Annotated in this window: 13 protein-coding genes; 4 read left to right on the top strand and 9 right to left on the bottom strand. The window is 70.2% G+C overall.

The genetic code is table 11. The features are described from left to right. Positions 1-15 precede the first annotated feature (15 nt). From murG to rsmH, 9 genes are all read right to left on the bottom strand, one after another. Entirely contained in the window at positions 16-1,110 is a 1,095-nt protein-coding gene (gene murG, locus OHS16_RS23775; protein ID WP_328539270.1) for an undecaprenyldiphospho-muramoylpentapeptide beta-N-acetylglucosaminyltransferase, read from the bottom strand. Positions 1,111-1,116: 6 nt separating this feature from the next. After that, on the bottom strand, positions 1,117-2,454 hold the full coding sequence (ftsW, locus tag OHS16_RS23770; RefSeq protein WP_328539269.1) for a putative lipid II flippase FtsW: 1,338 nt from the start codon (positions 2,452-2,454) through the stop codon (positions 1,117-1,119). Between the two features lie 62 nt (positions 2,455-2,516). Further along, positions 2,517-3,899, bottom strand: coding sequence for a UDP-N-acetylmuramoyl-L-alanine--D-glutamate ligase (murD, locus tag OHS16_RS23765; protein WP_328540962.1), 1,383 nt, complete (start codon positions 3,897-3,899; stop codon positions 2,517-2,519). A 32-nt stretch (positions 3,900-3,931) separates the two neighbouring features. Continuing rightward, positions 3,932-5,002 carry a phospho-N-acetylmuramoyl-pentapeptide-transferase gene (mraY, locus tag OHS16_RS23760; protein ID WP_328539268.1) on the bottom strand — a complete coding sequence of 357 codons (1,071 nt, stop codon included), beginning with the start codon at positions 5,000-5,002 and terminating at the stop codon, positions 3,932-3,934. Beyond that, positions 4,999-6,420, bottom strand: a complete 1,422-nt coding sequence (locus OHS16_RS23755) for a UDP-N-acetylmuramoyl-tripeptide--D-alanyl-D-alanine ligase (protein ID WP_328539267.1) — start codon at positions 6,418-6,420, stop codon at positions 4,999-5,001. The genes mraY and OHS16_RS23755 overlap by 4 nt, the downstream gene beginning before the upstream one ends. Before the next feature lie 4 nt (positions 6,421-6,424). Next, positions 6,425-8,098 (bottom strand): UDP-N-acetylmuramoyl-L-alanyl-D-glutamate--2,6-diaminopimelate ligase, encoded by a 1,674-nt coding sequence (locus OHS16_RS23750; protein ID WP_328539266.1) that lies wholly within the window; start codon positions 8,096-8,098, stop codon positions 6,425-6,427. A gap of 14 nt (positions 8,099-8,112) precedes the next feature. Beyond that, the gene (locus OHS16_RS23745; RefSeq protein ID WP_328539265.1) at positions 8,113-10,086 is read right to left on the bottom strand and encodes a peptidoglycan D,D-transpeptidase FtsI family protein; all 1,974 of its coding nucleotides are present in this window, start codon (positions 10,084-10,086) and stop codon (positions 8,113-8,115) included. A gap of 4 nt (positions 10,087-10,090) precedes the next feature. Further along, the gene (locus OHS16_RS23740; RefSeq protein WP_328539264.1) at positions 10,091-10,690 is read right to left on the bottom strand and encodes a hypothetical protein; all 600 of its coding nucleotides are present in this window, start codon (positions 10,688-10,690) and stop codon (positions 10,091-10,093) included. Beyond that, the gene (gene rsmH / locus OHS16_RS23735; protein WP_328539263.1) at positions 10,687-11,643 is read right to left on the bottom strand and encodes a 16S rRNA (cytosine(1402)-N(4))-methyltransferase RsmH; all 957 of its coding nucleotides are present in this window, start codon (positions 11,641-11,643) and stop codon (positions 10,687-10,689) included. The genes OHS16_RS23740 and rsmH overlap by 4 nt, the downstream gene beginning before the upstream one ends. Positions 11,644-12,029: 386 nt before the next feature. Between rsmH and OHS16_RS23730 the strand changes: the two genes are divergently transcribed. The 4 genes from OHS16_RS23730 (at position 12,030) to OHS16_RS23715 (ending at position 17,669) form a co-directional block, all read left to right on the top strand. Next, positions 12,030-12,596: a beta-class carbonic anhydrase gene (locus tag OHS16_RS23730; RefSeq protein WP_328539262.1), complete on the top strand. Its 567-nt coding sequence runs from the start codon at positions 12,030-12,032 to the stop codon at positions 12,594-12,596. A 233-nt stretch (positions 12,597-12,829) separates the two neighbouring features. Continuing rightward, on the top strand, positions 12,830-13,885 hold the full coding sequence (locus tag OHS16_RS23725; RefSeq protein WP_328539261.1) for an AAA family ATPase: 1,056 nt from the start codon (positions 12,830-12,832) through the stop codon (positions 13,883-13,885). Continuing rightward, positions 13,885-15,255 carry a DUF58 domain-containing protein gene (locus tag OHS16_RS23720; protein ID WP_328539260.1) on the top strand — a complete coding sequence of 457 codons (1,371 nt, stop codon included), beginning with the start codon at positions 13,885-13,887 and terminating at the stop codon, positions 15,253-15,255. The genes OHS16_RS23725 and OHS16_RS23720 overlap by 1 nt, the downstream gene beginning before the upstream one ends. Then, entirely contained in the window at positions 15,252-17,669 is a 2,418-nt protein-coding gene (locus OHS16_RS23715) for a transglutaminase TgpA family protein (RefSeq protein ID WP_328539259.1), read from the top strand. The genes OHS16_RS23720 and OHS16_RS23715 overlap by 4 nt, the downstream gene beginning before the upstream one ends. The last annotated feature ends 103 nt before the right edge of the window (positions 17,670-17,772 follow it).

Here is a 17,772-nt window from a genome sequence, read left to right as displayed (position 1 = left end):
CTCGCTCCTTAGGGGTCACGCCTGCCGGCGTGCGGCAATCGCCTCGTACACCATGCCGACGAGCAGGTCGTCGGCGTCCCTGCGGCCGAACTCGGCTGCGGCACGGGACATCTCGAAGAGCCGGTGCGGATCGGCGAGTACCGGGAGAACGTTGCCCTGAACCCATTCGGGGGTCAGCTGGGCGTCGTCCACCAGCAGGCCGCCGCCCGCGTTCACCACCGGCTGGGCGTTGAGCCGCTGTTCACCGTTGCCGATCGGCAACGGGACGTAGGCGGCGGGGAGCCCGACGGCGGAGAGCTCGGCCACGGTCATCGCGCCTGCCCGGCAGAGCATCATGTCGGCCGCGGCGTACGCGAGGTCCATCCGGTCCACGTACGGTACCGGGATGTAGGGCGGCATTCCCGGCATGTTGTCGACACGCGGCAGTTCGTTCTTGGGGCCCACCACGTGCAGGACCTGGATACCGGAGCGCTGGAGCAGCGGAGCGGCCTGCTGGACCACCTCGTTCAGCCTGCGGGCGCCCTGCGAGCCGCCGGAGACCAGCAGCGTCGGCAGGTTGGGGTCCAGGCCGAAGGCGGCGCGCGCCTCGGGGCGGACCCTGGCCCGGTCGAGAGTGGCGATGGTGCGGCGCAGCGGGATGCCGATGTAGCGGGCGCCGCGCAGCTTGCTGTCCGGTGTGGAGACCGCGACGGCGGCCGCGTACCGCGAGCCGATCTTGTTGGCGAGCCCCGGCCGGGCATTGGCCTCGTGGACGATGATCGGCACACCGAGGCGCTTGGCCGCCAGGTAGCCGGGCAGTGCCACATAGCCGCCGAAGCCGACGACACAGTCGGCCTTGGTCCGCTCCAGGATCTGCTCCGCCGCCTTGATGGTGCCGCGCAGCCGCCCGGGGACGGTGATCAGCTCCGGGGTGGGCCTGCGCGGCAGCGGGACCGCGGGGATGAGCCCCAACTCGTAACCGCGCTCGGGCACAAGACGGGTCTCAAGACCGCGTTCCGTGCCCAGGGCCGTGATACCCACGGCCGGGTCCTGCCTGCGCAGGGCATCCGCGAGGGCGAGCGCAGGCTCGATATGACCGGCGGTCCCCCCGCCGGCGAGTACGACATGCACCGAAATTCACCGCTCTCCGGACGGGCGCTTCTTGACGCGCCGTCTCATCGACTTCCATCTCACCCCGGGCCTCCGCAAGGCCAGAGCCGTTCTCGCCGCGGGGTCCTCCCGCGCGAAGGCGATCAGGAGCCCGACGGCGAACATGGTCGGCAGCAGGGCCGACCCCCCGTAGGAGAACAGCGGCAGCGGGACACCGGCGATCGGCAGCAGGCCGAGCACCGCACCGATATTGATCACAGCCTGCACCGTGATCCAGGTGGTCACACCTCCCGCTGCGTACCTCACGAAGGGGTCCTCCGTGCGTCCGGCCACGCGGATACCCGCATAGCCTAGAGCCGCGAAGAGGGCGAGCACCGACAGAGTCCCCGCGAGGCCCAGTTCCTCGCCGGTGACGGCGAAGATGAAGTCCGTGTGCGGTTCGGGGAGTTGACCCCATTTTTCCACACTCGCGCCCAGTCCGGATCCGAACCATCCGCCGGACGCCAGTGCGTAGATTCCGTGCACCGCCTGCCAGCACTGGTCCTGCGGCCCGGGGTCGCTCGCACCGATGCAGGCCAGCCGTCCCATCCGGTTCGGGCTGGTCTTGATGAGCAGGAAGATCAGCAGCGCGGCGATGCCGAGCACTCCGGCGAACATCCGGGTGGGCGCTCCGGCCAGCCACAGCAGTCCGAAGAGGATCGCCGTGAGAATGATCGCAGTACCCATGTCGCCGCCGAGCATGATCAGCCCGAGCAGCATGAACGTGACCGGAACCAGCGGGACCAGGATGTGTTTCCACTGGGTCAGCAGCCTCTTGTCCTGCTTGCGGGCGAGCAGGTCGGCGCCCCACAGGATCAGCGCGAGTTTGCCGAACTCGCTGGGCTGGAGCATGAAGGGGCCGCCGAGCGTGATCCAGTTCTGGTTTCCGTTGACCGACTGCCCTATCCCCGGCATCTGCACCAGCACCATCAGGAAGACGGTGCCCGCGAGGAGCGGATAGGCGAACGCCCGGTGCAGTTTGACCGGCATGCGGGTCGCGATGAACAGCAGGATTCCGCCGAGCAGAGCGGCGAAGAGCTGCTTGCGGAAGAAGTACGAGCCGGGCTCGGACAGTTCCAGCGCCTTGATCATCGAGGCTGAGTAGACCATCACAAGGCCCAGCACGGTGATGAGGATGCCGGAGCCGATGATGAGGTAATAAGCCGTCAGCGGCCGGTCCCAGGCGCTTCTCGCCTGCTCGTACGTGCGGCGCAGCCACCCGATGCCCCCGCGCCCGGCTCGCAGCGGCGGTGGGCCGCCCCGCACCACCGCGGGACGGCGCGCCGTCCCGGCGCCGCCACGCCCGTCCCTGTCCTTGACCGGCATGTCCCTGTCCCCTCCACTCGTGCCCGGCTCTGCCGGGTACCGGCGCGGGGCCGTGCGGCCGATCAGTCGCTCTCGGCAGCCAACTCGCGTACCGCGTCGGCGAAAGCGTCGCCCCGCTTGTTGTAGTTGACGAACATGTCCATCGAGGCACAGGCCGGAGCCAGCAGTACCGTGTCCCCTGTGCGGGCGAGGCGGGCCGCCTCGCGGACCGCCGCCGGCATCGCCCCAGTGTCGGTCCGGTCGAGGTCGACCACCGGGACTTCCGGCGCGTGTCGCGCGAGGGCTTCGGCGATCAGAGCGCGCTCGGCGCCGATCAGTACGACAGCGCGCAGCCGCTTCGCCGCGCCGATGACGAGATCGTCGAAATCGGCACCCTTGGCGAGGCCCCCGGCAATCCAGACAATCGGATCGTATGCCGCCAGCGAGGCTGCCGCCGCATGGGTGTTGGTGGCCTTGGAGTCGTCGATGTAGGTGACACCCGCGACGTCCGCGACGTGCTCGATACGGTGCGCGTCGGGACGGAAGGCACGCAGCCCGTCGCGCACGGCCGCCGGTGCGACACCGAACGCACGGGCCAGGGCGGCAGCGGCAAGGGCGTTGGCGATGTTGTGCGGCGCCGGGGACGCGATGTCGGCGACTTCGGCGAGTTCCTGGGCATGCTTCTGCCGGCCGGCCACGAAGGCGCGGTCCACCAGGATGCCTTCCACGACTCCGAGCTGGGAGGGCCCCGGCGTACCGAGGGTGAAACCGATGGCGCGGCAGCCCTCCTCGACATCGGCACCGCGGACCAGCTCCTCGGTGGCCGGGTCCGCGGCGTTGTAGACACAGGCAACGGTGTTGCCCTCGTAGACACGGCCCTTGTCGGCGGCGTACGCCTGCATCGAACCGTGCCAGTCGAGGTGGTCGGGGGCGAGGTTGAGCACCGCTGCCGAGTGCACCCGCAGGCTCGGCGCCCAGTGCAACTGGTAGCTGGAGAGCTCGACCGCCAGTACGTCGTACGTCTCGTCGCCCAGTACCGCGTCGAGCAGCGAGACGCCGATGTTTCCGACGGCCGCTGTCCGTAGTCCTGCCGCCTCCAGGATGGAGGCCAGCATCCGTACCGTGGTGGTCTTGCCGTTGGTGCCGGTGACCGCGAGCCAGGGGGCAGGCGTCCTGCCGTCCAGATCGCGCAGCCGCCAGGCCAGTTCTACGTCACCCCATACCGGGACGCCCGCTTCGGCCGCCGCCGCGAAGAGCGGCTTGTCCGGGCGCCAGCCCGGGGTGGTGACGACCAGTCCGGTGCCCTCCGGCAGGGTCGCTCCGTCGCCCAGGCGCACCGTGACGCCCAGTGCCTCGAGCTCCGCGGCCTGCGTGCGGGAGCGGTCGTCGTCGCCCTCGTTGACGACCGTGACCACCGCGCCGAGACCGTGCAGCGCACGAGCCGCGGGCAGTCCGGAGACGCCCATCCCGGCCACGGTGACCCGCTTGTTCCGCCAGGTCACTTGTCGGCCGCCCAGCCCGCGTAGAAGAGGCCGAGACCGACGATCACACACATGCCCTGAATGATCCAGAAGCGGACCACCACAAGGACTTCGGACCATCCCTTGAGCTCGAAGTGATGCTGCAGAGGCGCCATCTTGAAGACCCGCTTGCGGGTCATCTTGAAGGAGCCGACCTGAATCACGACGGACAGGGTGATCAGCACGAAGAGACCACCGAGGATGGCCATCAGGAACTCCGTACGGGAGCAGATGGCCAGACCGGCGAGGGCGCCGCCGAGTGCGAGTGACCCGGTGTCGCCCATGAAGATCTTGGCGGGTGAGGTGTTCCACCACAGGAAGCCGAAGCAGGCGCCCATCAGAGCCGATGCGACGACCGCCAGGTCCAGGGGATCCCTGACCTCGAAGCAGGCGCTGGGGTTGGTCAGGGTCGCCGCGTTGGCACACGACTCCTGGAACTGCCAGACGCCGATGAAGGTGTAGGCGCCGAAGACCATCACCGACGCGCCGGTGGCGAGGCCGTCGAGGCCGTCGGTGAGGTTCACCCCGTTCGACATCGCGAGGATCATGAACAGCGCCCAGACGACGAAGATGACCGGGCCCAGTGTCCAGCCGAAGTCCGTGACGAACGACAGCTTGGTCGAGGCCGGCGCGTTGCCGTGGATGTCCTTGAACTGCATGGCGAGCACGGCGAAGGCGATGCCGACGATCAGCTGGCCGGCCATCTTCGCCTTGGCCCGCAGACCGAGCGAGCGCTGCTTGACGATCTTGATGTAGTCGTCGAGGAAGCCGACGAGCCCCATCCCGGACATCAGGAAGAGGACCAGTACACCGGAGAAGGTCAGCGGGGCGCCGGTGATCACCTTTGTGGCGAAGTAGGCGATCAGCGTGGCCAGGATGAAGGCGATACCACCCATGGTCGGGGTACCCCGCTTGCCGTGGTGGCCGCGCGGTCCGTCGTCCCGGATGAACTGCCCGTACCCCTTGCGGGCCAGCAGCTTGATGAGCAGCGGGGTGCCGATCAGGGTCAGGAAGAGCCCGATGACTCCCGAGAAGAGAATCTGCTTCATCGGGCTGCGACCTCGCCCTCGGTGCCACTGTCGAGCAGCGCGTACGCCACCTGTTCCAACCCCACCGACCTGGACGCCTTCACCAGCACGACGTCTCCCTCACGCAGTTCACTGCGCAACAGGTCGACGGCCGCCTGTGCGTCGGACACGTGCACCGACTCCTCACCCCACGAACCCTCGTTATAGGCGCCCAGTTGCAGCCAGGACGCTTCCCTGCCCCCGACTGCCACGAGCTTGCTCACGTTGAGCCGGACGGCAAGCCGTCCGACCGCGTCGTGCTCGGCGAACGACTCGTCACCGAGCTCGGCCATCAGACCGAGCACCGCCCACGTGCGCCCCCCTCGAGCCCGTGAGGCTGCGCCCATCGCGACCAGCGCACGCAGCGCGGCTCGCATGGATTCGGGATTCGCGTTGTAGGCGTCGTTGACGACCGTCACACCGTCCGGACGCTCAGTGACCTCCATGCGCCAGCGGGACAGCGTGCCGGCCTCGGAGAGCGCCAGCGCGATCTCGTCCACGGACATGCCCAACTCATGCGCGACGGCGGCCGCGGCGAGCGCGTTCGACACGTGGTGCTCACCGTACAGGCGCAAGGTCACATCGCTGCACCCGGTGGGTGTGTGCAGCGTGAAGGCAGCCTGTCCGGTGGCTGTGAGCCGGACGTTCTCGGCCCGTACGTCCGCTTCATCCGCCTCTCCGAAGAGCAGGACGCGTGCCTTGGTGCGGGATGCCATGGCCCGTACCAGCGGATCGTCCGCGTTGAGCACGGCGAGACCGGATTCCGGGAGGGACTCGACCAGTTCGCCCTTTGCCTGTGCGATCTGCTCGCGACCGCCGAATTCGCCGATGTGGGCGGTCCCGACATTGAGGACGAGTCCGGTCTTCGGTGGCACGAGGCCGGTGAGATAGCGGATGTCGCCGATGTAGCGCGCGCCCATCTCAAGCACCAGATACCGGGTGTCCGCGTCCGCCCGCAGAGCGGTGAGCGGCAGGCCGATCTCGTTGTTGAGGTTGCCCGCCGGGTAGACCGTGGGGCCCTTGCGCTCCAGGAGCTGGGCGATCAGGTCCTTGGTGGACGTCTTGCCCGCCGAGCCGGTGAGCGCGACGACTTCCGTGCCGAGACGCTCGACCACGGTGCGGGCCAGCGCACCGAGTGCGGCGGTGACGTCGTCCACCACGATCGCGGGCACCCCGACCTGCCGGGTGGCGAGCACGGCGGCCGCGCCGGCTTCGACGGAGCGCCGCGCGTAGTCGTGGCCGTCGGCCTTCTCGCCGGCGAAGGCGACGAAGAGGCTGCCTGGCTCCACCGCGCGGGAGTCGGTGACGACCGGCCCGGTGACGGTGACGGACGGATCAGGTATGTCGTACGCATGCCCGCCGACGATTTCGGCGATCTCGGCGAGGGAGAGGGCGATCACTTGGTCATCCCTGACTGTTGTTCTCGGTTGCTGCACGCTCGATGGCCGCACGGAGGACCTGGCGGTCGTCGAAGGGGCGTACCACTCCGGCGATGTCCTGGCCCTGCTCATGGCCCTTGCCCGCGATCAGCACGGTGTCACCTGGCCTGGCCCGGGCGACCACCGCGCTGATGGCTGCGGCCCGGTCGGAGTCGATCAGTACATCACCGCGTTCGTGCACGGGCACCTCGGCGGCGCCCGCGATCATGGTGGCAAGGATGGCCAGAGGGTCCTCGGAACGGGGGTTGTCCGACGTCAGTACGGCGGTGTCGGCGAGCCGGGCAGCCGCCGCGCCCATCGGGCCGCGCTTCGTCCGGTCGCGGTCACCGCCGCAGCCGAGCACGATGTGCAGCCTGCCCTCGGTGACCTTGCGCAGGGCGCGCAGCACCGACTCGACCGCGTCGGTCTTGTGCGCGTAGTCGACGACCGCGAGGTACGGCTGACCCGCGTCCACCCGCTCGAGGCGCCCGGGGACACCGGGGACGGCCGCGACGCCGTCGGCAGCGGTCTGCGGGTCGGTGCCGGCGACGGCGAGCGTGACGATCGCGGCAAGGGTGTTGGCGACGTTGAAGGGGCCGGGCAGCGGGGACGTGGCGGCGATCCGCTCGCCCTTGGGGCCGATCGCGGTGAACGTACTGGTGAACGGGGAGACTTCGACGTCCGCGGCCCGCCAGTCGGCGTCCGGGTGGCCCTCGGCCGAGAAGGTGGTCACCGGCACGGTGGCCTGGGCGACGAGTCTGCGGCCGTACTCGTCGTCGAGGTTGACGACGGCGAGGCGGCTGCGCTCCGGGGTGAACAGCTGTGCCTTCGCCTGGAAGTAGTCCTCCATGCCGGAGTGGAATTCCATGTGCTCAGGGCTGAGGTTGTTGAAGACGGCGACGTCGAAGACGCATCCGTCGACCCTGCCGAGGACCAACGCGTGGCTGGAGACCTCCATGGCGACCGTGTCGACGCCACGCTCGCGCATCACGGCGAACAGCGCCTGCAGATCGGTGGCTTCCGGGGTGGTGCGCTCGGACTTGATGCGCTCGTCGCCGATCCGCATCTCGACCGTGCCGATCAGGCCGCTGAGGTGCCCGGCCGCACGGATACCGCCCTCGACGAGATAGGCGGTGGTGGTCTTGCCCGAGGTACCGGTGATGCCGATCTGGAGCAGATCACGGCCGGGGCGGCCGTAGATCTCGGCGGCCAGTTCGCCCATCACGGCCCGCGGCTCCGCGACGGTCAGCACCGGCAGGCCGGTCGCCGCCGCGCGTTCGGTGCCGGTCGGGTCGGTCAGTACTGCCGCGGCGCCCAGACCGGCCGCCTGTTCGACGAAATCCGCCCCGTGGAGCCGGGCGCCGGGCAGCGCCGCGTACAGGTCTCCGGGGCGTACCGCTCTGGAGTCGTGGGTGATACCGGTGACCTCACCGGCACCCGGTGACACGACACCCAGTTGTCCTGCCAGATCCCCCAGGGGGGTCGGGCGGACCGCGGCCGGACGGGGCGCTCCCGGGTAGGTCACAGAGGCGTCCTTCTGGGGGGTTTGGGACTGATCAGCGTGTGGCACGGCGGTGAGCGTACCGGGCGCACCGGGCTTGTCGCGAAGTGAGGGGGGCGGAGTGTTTCCGTTCCCCGGGTCACTGGTGATGGTCGTCACTGATGGTTCCTGGATCACTGGTGGGGATCGCTGCTGGGGCCGAAGGCGACCGGCAGAGCGGCGGGTTTGCTGCCGGTCGGGGGCACCTGGAGGGTCTTGAGGGCGAACTCCATGACCTTCTTGTAGATGGGGCCGCAGATCGAGCCTCCGAAGTAGGGCCCTCTGACCGGATTCTGAATGGCGCAGTAGACCGTGACCCGGGGTTTGTCGGCCGGGGCGAAACCGGCGAAAGAGGCCGTGTAACCGCGGTAGACACCGGTTCTGGGATCCACCCGGTTGGCCGTTCCGGTCTTGCCCGCCACCCGGTATCCGGGAATCCTGGCCGAGACCCCGGTGCCCTCCTCGTCGCCGACCACCGACTCCAGCATCCTGGAGACCGTGCTCGCCGTCGCGGCGCTGACCACCCGGGTCTTCTTCGGAGTGGGAGCCGGGGTGAAGCGGCCGTCGGGACCCTTGGTACCGCGGATCAGGGAGGGTTCGACCCGGACGCCGCCGTTACCGATCGTGGAGTAGATCGACGCGGCCTGCAGGGCGTTGAGCGAGAGGCCCTGGCCGAAGGGGATGGTGTACTGCTGCGAGGTCGACCACTTCTGCGGCTCGGCGAGAATGCCGGAGGTCTCGCCCGGGAAGCCGACACCGCTGGGACGTCCGATGCCGAACTTGCGCAGGTACGAGTAGAGGACCTTGTTGGCCTCCGGCTGGGTCTTCCCGAGCTGCCCTGCCGCCAGGATGGTGCCGATGTTGCTGGACTTGGCCAGCACACCGTTGAGTGTGAGGGACCAGGTGTCGTGGTCGATGTCGTCGTGGAACAGACGGTCGCCGCGGTGCAGCCGGTTGGGGACGGTGACATGGGTGCCCGGTGTGGCCACACCCTCCTGGATGACGGCGGCCATGGACATCACCTTGCTGGTGGAGCCGGGTTCGAACGCGTCCTGGAGCGCCGCGTTGCCCAGCGCTCCCGGGTCGGCGTGGGTGAGGTCGTTGGGGTCGAAGCCCGGGGCGTCGGCCATCGCGAGGACCTCGCCGGTCCTGGTGTCCTGGACCACCACGTAGCCGCGGTCGGCCCTGGACTTCTTCACCTGGGCCGCGATGGCGCTCTGCGCGGCCCACTGGATGTCGCGGTCCAGGGTGAGCTGTACGTCCGAGCCGGTGACGGCGGGGACCTCGCTCTGCCCGGCGGTCGGCACCTGCCGTCCGCCGGACTGGGCGTAGGTGATCTTTCCGTTCTTGCCCGACAGCTCCTTGTCCAGTGAGGACTCCAGGCCGCCGGCTCCCTTGCCGTCGGCGTTGACCCAGCCGAGGACACCGGCGGCGAGATCGCCGTTCGGGTACACCCGTTTGGTGCTCGGTTCCTGGAAGACCCCGGCCATCACATCGGCGCCCTTGCCGCCCTTGGCCTTGTCCGCGCCCGCCTTCCGCAGGAAGACGCTCTTCAGGTCCTTGATCTGGTTCCAGACCTGCGGGCTCTGCCGCCGCGCCAGCAGCACATAGCGGGTCCTGGGGGTTCTGAGCCTCTTGGCCAGCGTGCCGGCGTCCACGCCGAGGATCGGCGCGAGCAGCGCACCCGCCTGTTCCGGGGCGTCCGCGGCATGTGCCTGCTCCGGAGTGAACATGGTGGGGTCGGCGGTGATGTCGTACGCGTCGACGCTGGCGGCGAGTGCGGTACCGCTGCGGTCGGTGATCTCACCGCGGTCCGCGGTCAGCGTATGGCTGAGATAGCGGTTCTTGTCGGCCTTGGCCGCGTACGCACTCGCGTCAACGGCCTGCACCTGGAGCAGCCGTACGACGAAGACCGCCATCACCAGGGTCAGGCAGAGGCTGACGAGCCTGAGCCGGGGGCGCGGGCTGCCCAGCCGCAGGGTCCGTGCGTTCTTGCGCTGCGGGCCCGGGCGGCGCCGGGCCGGACGCACCGGCCCGGCGGACCGTGCGGACCGCGCGGGCCGGGCTGGGGCCGGTACGCGGCGACGCGGTGGTTCCTTGGACGGCACTGCGTCACCTGCCGGGGGTCGGGATCGGCGCTGCTGTCGCCGGCGCCTCGGCGAACGGTGCGGGGACGGCAGCGGTCGGTGCGGGGATGGCAAATGCGGAGGCCGCGGCGCCGGACGGTGGGACGCCGGCGGGAAACGACAGCTCCGATGTCATGGACGGTCCCGGTGTCGTCAACGGTTCCGGTGTCGTGGCCGGTTCCGGTGGCGCGGGGGGCGCCTGGGCCGCGGCGGGCAGCGCGGTGGCCTTGGCGGGGACACCGTGCACCGTTCCGTCCGGATCGAGGAACACGGGGCCGCCACCGGGGACCATCCCGAGCTCACGGGCTCGCTTCGCCAGGGCTCCGGGCGCCGAACGGTCGTCGATGTCCCGTTGCAGCGCCTGTTCCTCGTCGGTGAGCTCGGTGTTCCGTTTCTCGTACCTGCTGAGCTGGAACGATCCTGCGTTCAGGGCGGAGTTCAGCACCAGGAGGCCGATCAGGCCGCCGCCGAGCAACAGCACTACCAGGAGGACGAAGGGGGTACGCGCCGCTTTGTTGCGCCCGGACGGCAGCAGCTGGGCCAGCCGGGCCGCCCGCCCCTTCAGTTCCCTGGCCGGCTTGCTCACGAGGCCTCCTCACGAATCCGCTGCGCACCCCGCAGCCGCGCGGGGGCCGCACGGCGGTTCTCCGCGACCTCCTCCTCCGTCGGGAGCTCCGCACCGCGGGTGAGCAGTTTCAGCCGGGGCTGGTAGCGCTCGGGCACGACCGGCAGACCGGCCGGCGCCGTATTGGCGGCGCCCGCCGCGAAGACCTGCTTGACCAGACGGTCCTCGAGCGAGTGGTACGACAGCACGGCGATACGGCCGCCCACTGCCAGCGACGCCACCGCGGCCGGGATCGACCTCTCCAGGACGGTGAGTTCGCCGTTGACCTCGATCCGCAGTGCCTGGAACGTGCGCTTGGCGGGGTTTCCTCCGGTGCGCTTGGCGGCCTGCGGCAGGGAATCACGGATCAGCTCGACGAGCCGGGCGCTGTCGGAGAAGGGCTCCTTCTCGCGTTCCCGTACGACCGCCGACACGATGCGCTTGGCCTGCTTCTCCTCGCCGTAGGCGCGCAGGATCCGCACGAGTTCGCCGGGCGGATACGTGTTGAGCACCTCGGCCGCGCTGATGCCCGTCGTCTGGTCCATGCGCATGTCGAGCGGGGCGTCCTGGGCGTAGGCGAAGCCGCGGTCCGCCTCGTCCAGTTGCATCGACGAGACACCCAGGTCGAAGAGGACCCCCTGGACGCGCGGGATGGCGAGGCGTTCCAGCACGTCGGGCAGTTCGTCGTAGACGGCGTGCACCAGCGTGGCCCGGTCGCCGAACGGCGCGAGCCGCTCACCGGAAAGCCGCAGGGCCTCCTTGTCCCGGTCGAGCGCCACGAGCCGGGCCGCCGGGAAGGTGGAGAGCAGGGCCTCGCTGTGCCCGCCGAGACCCAGAGTGCAGTCGACGACGACCGCGCCGGGCTCAGCGAGCGCCGGGGCCAACAGATCCAGGCATCGCTGGAGCATTACCGGGACATGTCGGAACTGGGTCATGCGCCCTCTCAGTTACGGCGTGGTCGCACGTACTGCCGGGTCCCCGCCCGCTCGGAAGGGGACGGTCCGCCGGCGCCGGGAGGGGCGTCGGCCGGCCGACGAGCGGGAGAGGGCCGAGCCGTACGTACACCGCGCATGCGTGGATGTGCGGATGGTGGCGGACAGTCCGGAGGATGTGCGGGGACGGATCGCGCCCCCACTGCGCGTCACTTTAGTCCACCCGTCACGCCGGTCAATCAACCGGCCAGCGCGCCGCCGGGTCCGCTTTTCACTCGAACGGGTTACCCGAGCCGACCCTGTGGGTTAGCTCACAGGCTGCCGGATTGACACTTTTTTTCCCCTACCCGGACGGGACCGGCCGATCAATGCCAGTTACCGTCATATGCATGTCGACTCCTGCGCACCGCTCCGCAGAGCCCACCTCTCCGCGCCCCGATCTCACCGTCCGTGACGACGGATCGATCACCGACCGGCTGGTCGGGGCGAACCGGCGTTATGCCGACGCCTTCACGGACCCCGGTATGGACTCCCGTCCCGTGCAGCACGTCGCCGTGGTGGCGTGCATGGACGCCAGGCTCGATCTGCACGCCGCCCTCGGCCTCGAACTCGGCGACTGCCACACCATCCGCAACGCGGGTGGCGTGGTGACGGACGACGCCATTCGGTCGCTCACCATCAGCCAGCGCGCCCTGGGCACCCGCAGTGTCGTGCTCATCCATCACACCCAGTGCGGTATGCAGACCATCACCGAGGACTTCAGGCAGGAGCTCGAGGCCGAGGTCGGACAGCGGCCCGCCTGGGCCGTGGAGGCGTTCAGCGATGTGGACCAGGACGTACGCCAGTCGATGCAGCGGGTTCGGACCTCGCCGTTCCTGCCGTACACCGACGACGTCCGGGGTTTTGTCTTCGACGTACACACCGGGCTGATGCGGGAGATCGACCCGGCCGTCTGAACGGTCACAGCAGGACGAAAACACGGCAAGCAGCGACATAACCCGTCCACTTGTCCACAGTCGAGTGACACGAAGCGGTAACGGCAACAAGAATGCAGGCGTGACACCTCGCCCGTTCACTTCGGGCGGGGCGTCCGCTGTTCGGGGTGGGCCGGGCCGTATGCAGCGCCCCGGCCCGTGAATGGGGTATCCCGTGCTCCGCAAGAGCTTGGGGAAGGGCCGAGGAGGACCGGGTGACGACCTATGACGATCGAGCGAGCCGCACAGATCTGACCACCACAGCGGAGCGGATCCGCAGGTCGGTGGAGAGTGTGATCGAGGGCAAGCCCGAGGTCGTACGGCTATCGCTGACCGTGCTGCTCGCCGAGGGACATCTGCTCATCGAGGATGTTCCGGGCGTCGGCAAGACCATGCTGGCCAAGGCACTGGCGCGCTCCATCGACTGCTCGGTACGGCGTATCCAGTTCACGCCCGACCTGCTGCCATCGGACATCACCGGTGTGTCGATCTTCGACCAGCAGCGCCGCGACTTCGAGTTCAAACCGGGTGCGATCTTCGCGCAGATCGTGATCGGCGACGAGATCAACCGTGCTTCGCCGAAGACCCAGTCGGCGCTCCTCGAATCGATGGAGGAGCGCCAGGTCACCATCGACGGGCAGACCTATGAGCTGCCCAGCCCCTTCATGGTGGTGGCCACCCAGAACCCGGTGGAGATGGAGGGCACCTACCCGCTTCCCGAGGCGCAGCGCGACCGTTTCATGGCGCGGGTCTCCATCGGCTATCCCAGTCCCGAGGCCGAACTGCAGATGCTCGATGTGCACGGCGGGGTCTCGCCGCTCGACGACCTTCAGCCGGTGGCGCACGCCCACGAGATCGTGAAGCTCATCGACGCGGTGCGCTCCGTCCACGTGGCCGACGCGGTGCGGCGCTACGCGGTGGAGCTGGTCACGGCGACCCGCAGTCATCCGGACCTCCGACTTGGCGCATCGCCGCGTGCGACGCTGCATCTGCTGCGCGCGGCGAAGGCTTCGGCGGCGCTGAGCGGGCGGGAGTACGCACTGCCCGACGATGTTCAGGCACTGGCGGTCGCGGTCCTCGCCCACCGGCTGCTGCCCACCGCACAGGCCCAGTTGAACCGCCGTACCGCCGAGCAGGTCGTGCTGGACATCCTTCAGCGCACCGCGGTGCCCGCCACGAAGGCACCCGATGGCGGCTTCGGCTCCGGGCGCCGGACTCCGCAGCCCGGCGGCTCCGCGTACCACCAGCAGCCCGGCCCCCGGCGGCTGTGATGGCCGCCGACGGCGGCGCACCCGCTGTCGAGGAGGACCAGGGCGGTCTGCGGGCCGCCCTGTCCGGGCTCACCACGCGGGGGCGTTCGTTCCTGGCGGCCGGTGTCGCCGCCGTGGTGTGCGCCTACGTGCTGGGGCAGGCCGATCTGCTGCGGGTCGGGCTGCTGCTCGTCGTACTGCCACTGGTGTGCGTTGCCGTGCTGTACCGCACGCGCTACCGCGTGGCGGGCAGCAGACGGCTCTCTCCCTCCCGGGTGCCCTCGGGGACCGAGGCACGGGTGCATCTGCGGATGGACAACGTCTCGCGGATACCGACCGGCCTGCTGATGCTTCAGGACCGGGTGCCCTATGTGCTCGGCCCCCGGCCCCGGTTCGTGCTGGACCGGGTGGAGGCGGGCGGCCGGCGCGAGGTGTCGTACCGGGTCCGGTCGGACCTGCGCGGACGCTACCCGCTGGGACCGCTCCAGCTCCGGCTGACCGATCCGTTCGGCATGTGCGAACTGACGCGTTCCTTCAGCAGCCACGACACCCTGACCGTCGTCCCGAGGACCGAGCCGCTGCCGCCGGTGCGGCTGACCGGCGAGGCCGCGGGCTACGGCGACGGACGGCAGCGGTCGCTCGCGCTGGCCGGCGAGGACGATGTGATCCCACGCGGCTACCGGCACGGCGACGACCTCCGCCGGGTGCACTGGCGCTCGACCGCTCGGTACGGCGAGCTGATGGTTCGTCGCGAGGAGCAGCCCCAGCGGGCTCGCTGCACCGTGCTGCTCGACACCCGCGGCTGCGCCTATCAGGGGGCAGGGCCGGACTCGGCCTTCGAGTGGGCCGTGTCGGGGGCGGCGTCCGCGCTGGTGCACGTGCTGGAGCGGGGTTTCTCGGTGCGGCTGCTGACGGACACCGGAAGCTCGGTGCCGTCCGACGCGTCCGGCGGGTTCGCCGGAGCCACCCAGGAGTCGGCGGACTCCGCCGGGCTGATGATGGAGACGCTGGCCGTCGTGGAGCACTCCGGCGAAGCCGGGCTCTCCCGTTCCTACGACGTGCTGCGCGGCGGGAACGAAGGACTGCTGATCGCCTTCCTCGGCGATCTGGACGATGAACAGGCGGCGGTGGCCGCCCGGATGCGGCAGCGCAGCGGCGCGGCCGTCGCGTTCGTACTGAACAGCGAGACCTGGGCGCCGAGCGGAGCGGCGGACCGCGCCGAGCACCGGCTCCGGTTGCTGCGCGAAGCGGGCTGGACCGCACTGGAGGCCCGGCCGGGGGTGTCACTCACCGAGCTGTGGCGCCAGGCAGGCCAGGAACACACCGCGACCGCCGCATCCGCATGGCACGCCGGGAGCACTGCGGCAGGGACGCCGGGGGGACGGTCATGAGCGGACGGGCAAGGCTGACACTGTGCGCCTTCGCGGCGACGATGCTGGCATCGGGCGTCCTGCTGCCGCTGGTCAACCCGTCCTCCTGGATCGTGCAGGCGGCCTTTCTGCTGGGGGTCCAGAGCGGTGTGGGCGCGCTCACCAGGCGGGTGCCGCTGGCGCGCCCGCTGACCGTGCTGGCCCAGGCCGTGACGGCGTTGCTGCTGCTCACCGTGATCTTCGCCCGCGGCCAGGCCATCGTCGGCATCCTGCCGGATCCCGATGTAGTCCGGCACTTCGGACAGCTGCTGCGCCAGGGCGCCGACGACGTGGGGCAGTACTCCATCCCCGCGCCCGCGACCTCGAGCATCCGGCTGATGCTGATCGGCGGGGTGCTGCTGATCGGTCTGCTGGTGGACACGCTGGCCGTGACGTTCCGCAGCGCGGCACCCGCCGGGCTGCCGCTGCTCGCCCTCTACTCGGTCGGCGCGGGAATAGCGCGGAGCGGCTCGGCCTGGCTGTGGTTCGTCCTCGCCGCGTCGGGCTATCTGCTGCTCCTGCTGGCCGAGGGCAGGGACCGGCTTTCGCAGTGGGGACGGGTCTTCGGCGGTGCGCCCCGCGCGGGCAACAGCCAGGGTTTCGAGTCCGGCGGGTCAGCTCCGACGGCCCCGGTGCGGACCGGGCGGCGTATCGGCGCGGTCGCGCTGGGGTTCGCGCTGGTGGTACCCGCCGCCCTGCCCGCGCTGGACGCCGGGCTCCTCGGCGGTACGGGTCCCGGCACCGGTCCCGGCGGTGGCGGAGGCACCATCTCCGCGGTGAACCCGCTGGTCTCCCTGCAGAACAGCCTCACCCAGTCCGACGACCGCGAGGTGATGCGGTACCGCACCAACGCGAGCGACACCGGAGGCCTCTATCTGCGGATCGTCTCGCTCGACCAGTTCGACGGAACCGCCTGGAAGTCGTCCGAGCGGCGGATCGAGGACGTGCCCGCCGAACTTCCGCAGCCCGAGGGCCTGAGCCCGCAGGTCGGCACCACGCAGATCAGGACGAATATCTCGGCCGCGGGCTGGTACGCACAGAACTGGCTGCCGCTCCCCTATCCGGCCACGAAGGTCAGCATCAAGGGCCGTTGGCGCTTCGAGCCGACCGGGCGGACCCTGGTGGGCGACCGCGGACAGACCACCCGCGGAGTGCAGTACGGGGTGAACAGCCTGGTGGTGCAGCCGACCGCGACACAGCTGGCCACCGCCCCCGCTCCCGCGGACAGACTGCTGCGCGAGTACACCAAGGTGCCCGGCTCGCTGCCCGACGTGGTGAAGTCGACCGCGGAACAGGTGACGGCGGGCGCGGCCAATGACTACGAGCGCGCGGTCAAGATGCAGGACTGGTTCGCGTCGGAGGGTGGCTTCACCTATGACACCCAGGTGCAGTCCGGGACCGGCTCCGCCGCGATCGCGCGCTTCCTGAAGCAGAAGCAGGGCTTCTGCGTGCACTTCGCCTTCACCATGGCCGCGATGGCCAGGACGCTGAAGATCCCGGCCCGGGTGGCGGTCGGGTTCACCCCGGGCACCGTGCAGCAGGACGGCAGCATGTCGGTGGGGCTGCGCGATGCCCACGCCTGGCCGGAGCTGTACTTCCAGGGTGTGGGCTGGACGCGGTTCGAACCCACCCCGACGCGTGGCTCGGTGCCCTCCTACACACGCACCGATACCTCCCCCGACAGCCCTGCGACACCGGCGCAGCCGGAGAACACCTCGTCGGCCGCGCCGGTCGCCACGCCCTCGTCGACGACCGACTGCCCGCCCCAGATGCGCAAGATGGGCGACTGCGGGGGCTCTTCCCAGCTGGGCGGCGGCGCCCCCACCGACCGGGGCACACCGCTGGCCCCGGTGATCGGTGCGGCCGTGGCCGTCGCGCTCCTGGTACTGCTGATCCTGCTGCCTATGCTGTGGCGGATCAGGGTGCGGGCCCGGCGGCTCGGATCCGGCGGACGTACACCCGCGGACGGTGCCCACCGGACGCTGTCGGCCTGGCGGGAGATCATCGACTCGGCCTGGGATGTCGGCATCGTGCCGGATGAATCCCGGACCCCGCGCAGTACGGCCGACCGGATCGTGCGGGCAGGTGGGCTGCACGGGCCGGCCGCCGATGCGGTGCACCGGGCAGCGGGCGCGGTGGAACAGGTGCTGTACGCACCGCAGCCCGGCGCTGCCGGGGGCCTCACCGACGATGTGCACCGGATCCGGGCGGGGCTGCGGGCAGCTGTGGGGCGGACAGCCCGTCTCCGCGCGGTGATGGCCCCACGTTCGGCCATTCGGGTGACGTGGGAGCTGTCCGGGCGCCGGACCGCAGTCGCGGCGCGGCTGAGGCAGCGCCTCAGCGGCCTGGACCGCTGGGCGACGGCCCTGCGGCGGCCCTCCCGGCAACGGGGCTGAACCACCGGCGGCCGGGCCGGGGCCTCTTCGAGCCCGGCCCACCGCCCTGTCCGGGAGAGCCGGACACGGCTTGAGGGGCGACCGCCGCGCGGTCGCCCCTCAA

The sequence above is a fragment of the Streptomyces sp. NBC_00344 genome (assembly GCF_036088315.1).
Classification (GTDB): Bacteria; Actinomycetota; Actinomycetes; order Streptomycetales; family Streptomycetaceae; genus Streptomyces.
Note: the sequence above shows the minus strand (reverse complement) of the source record. Positions and strands in the feature narration are given on the sequence as shown.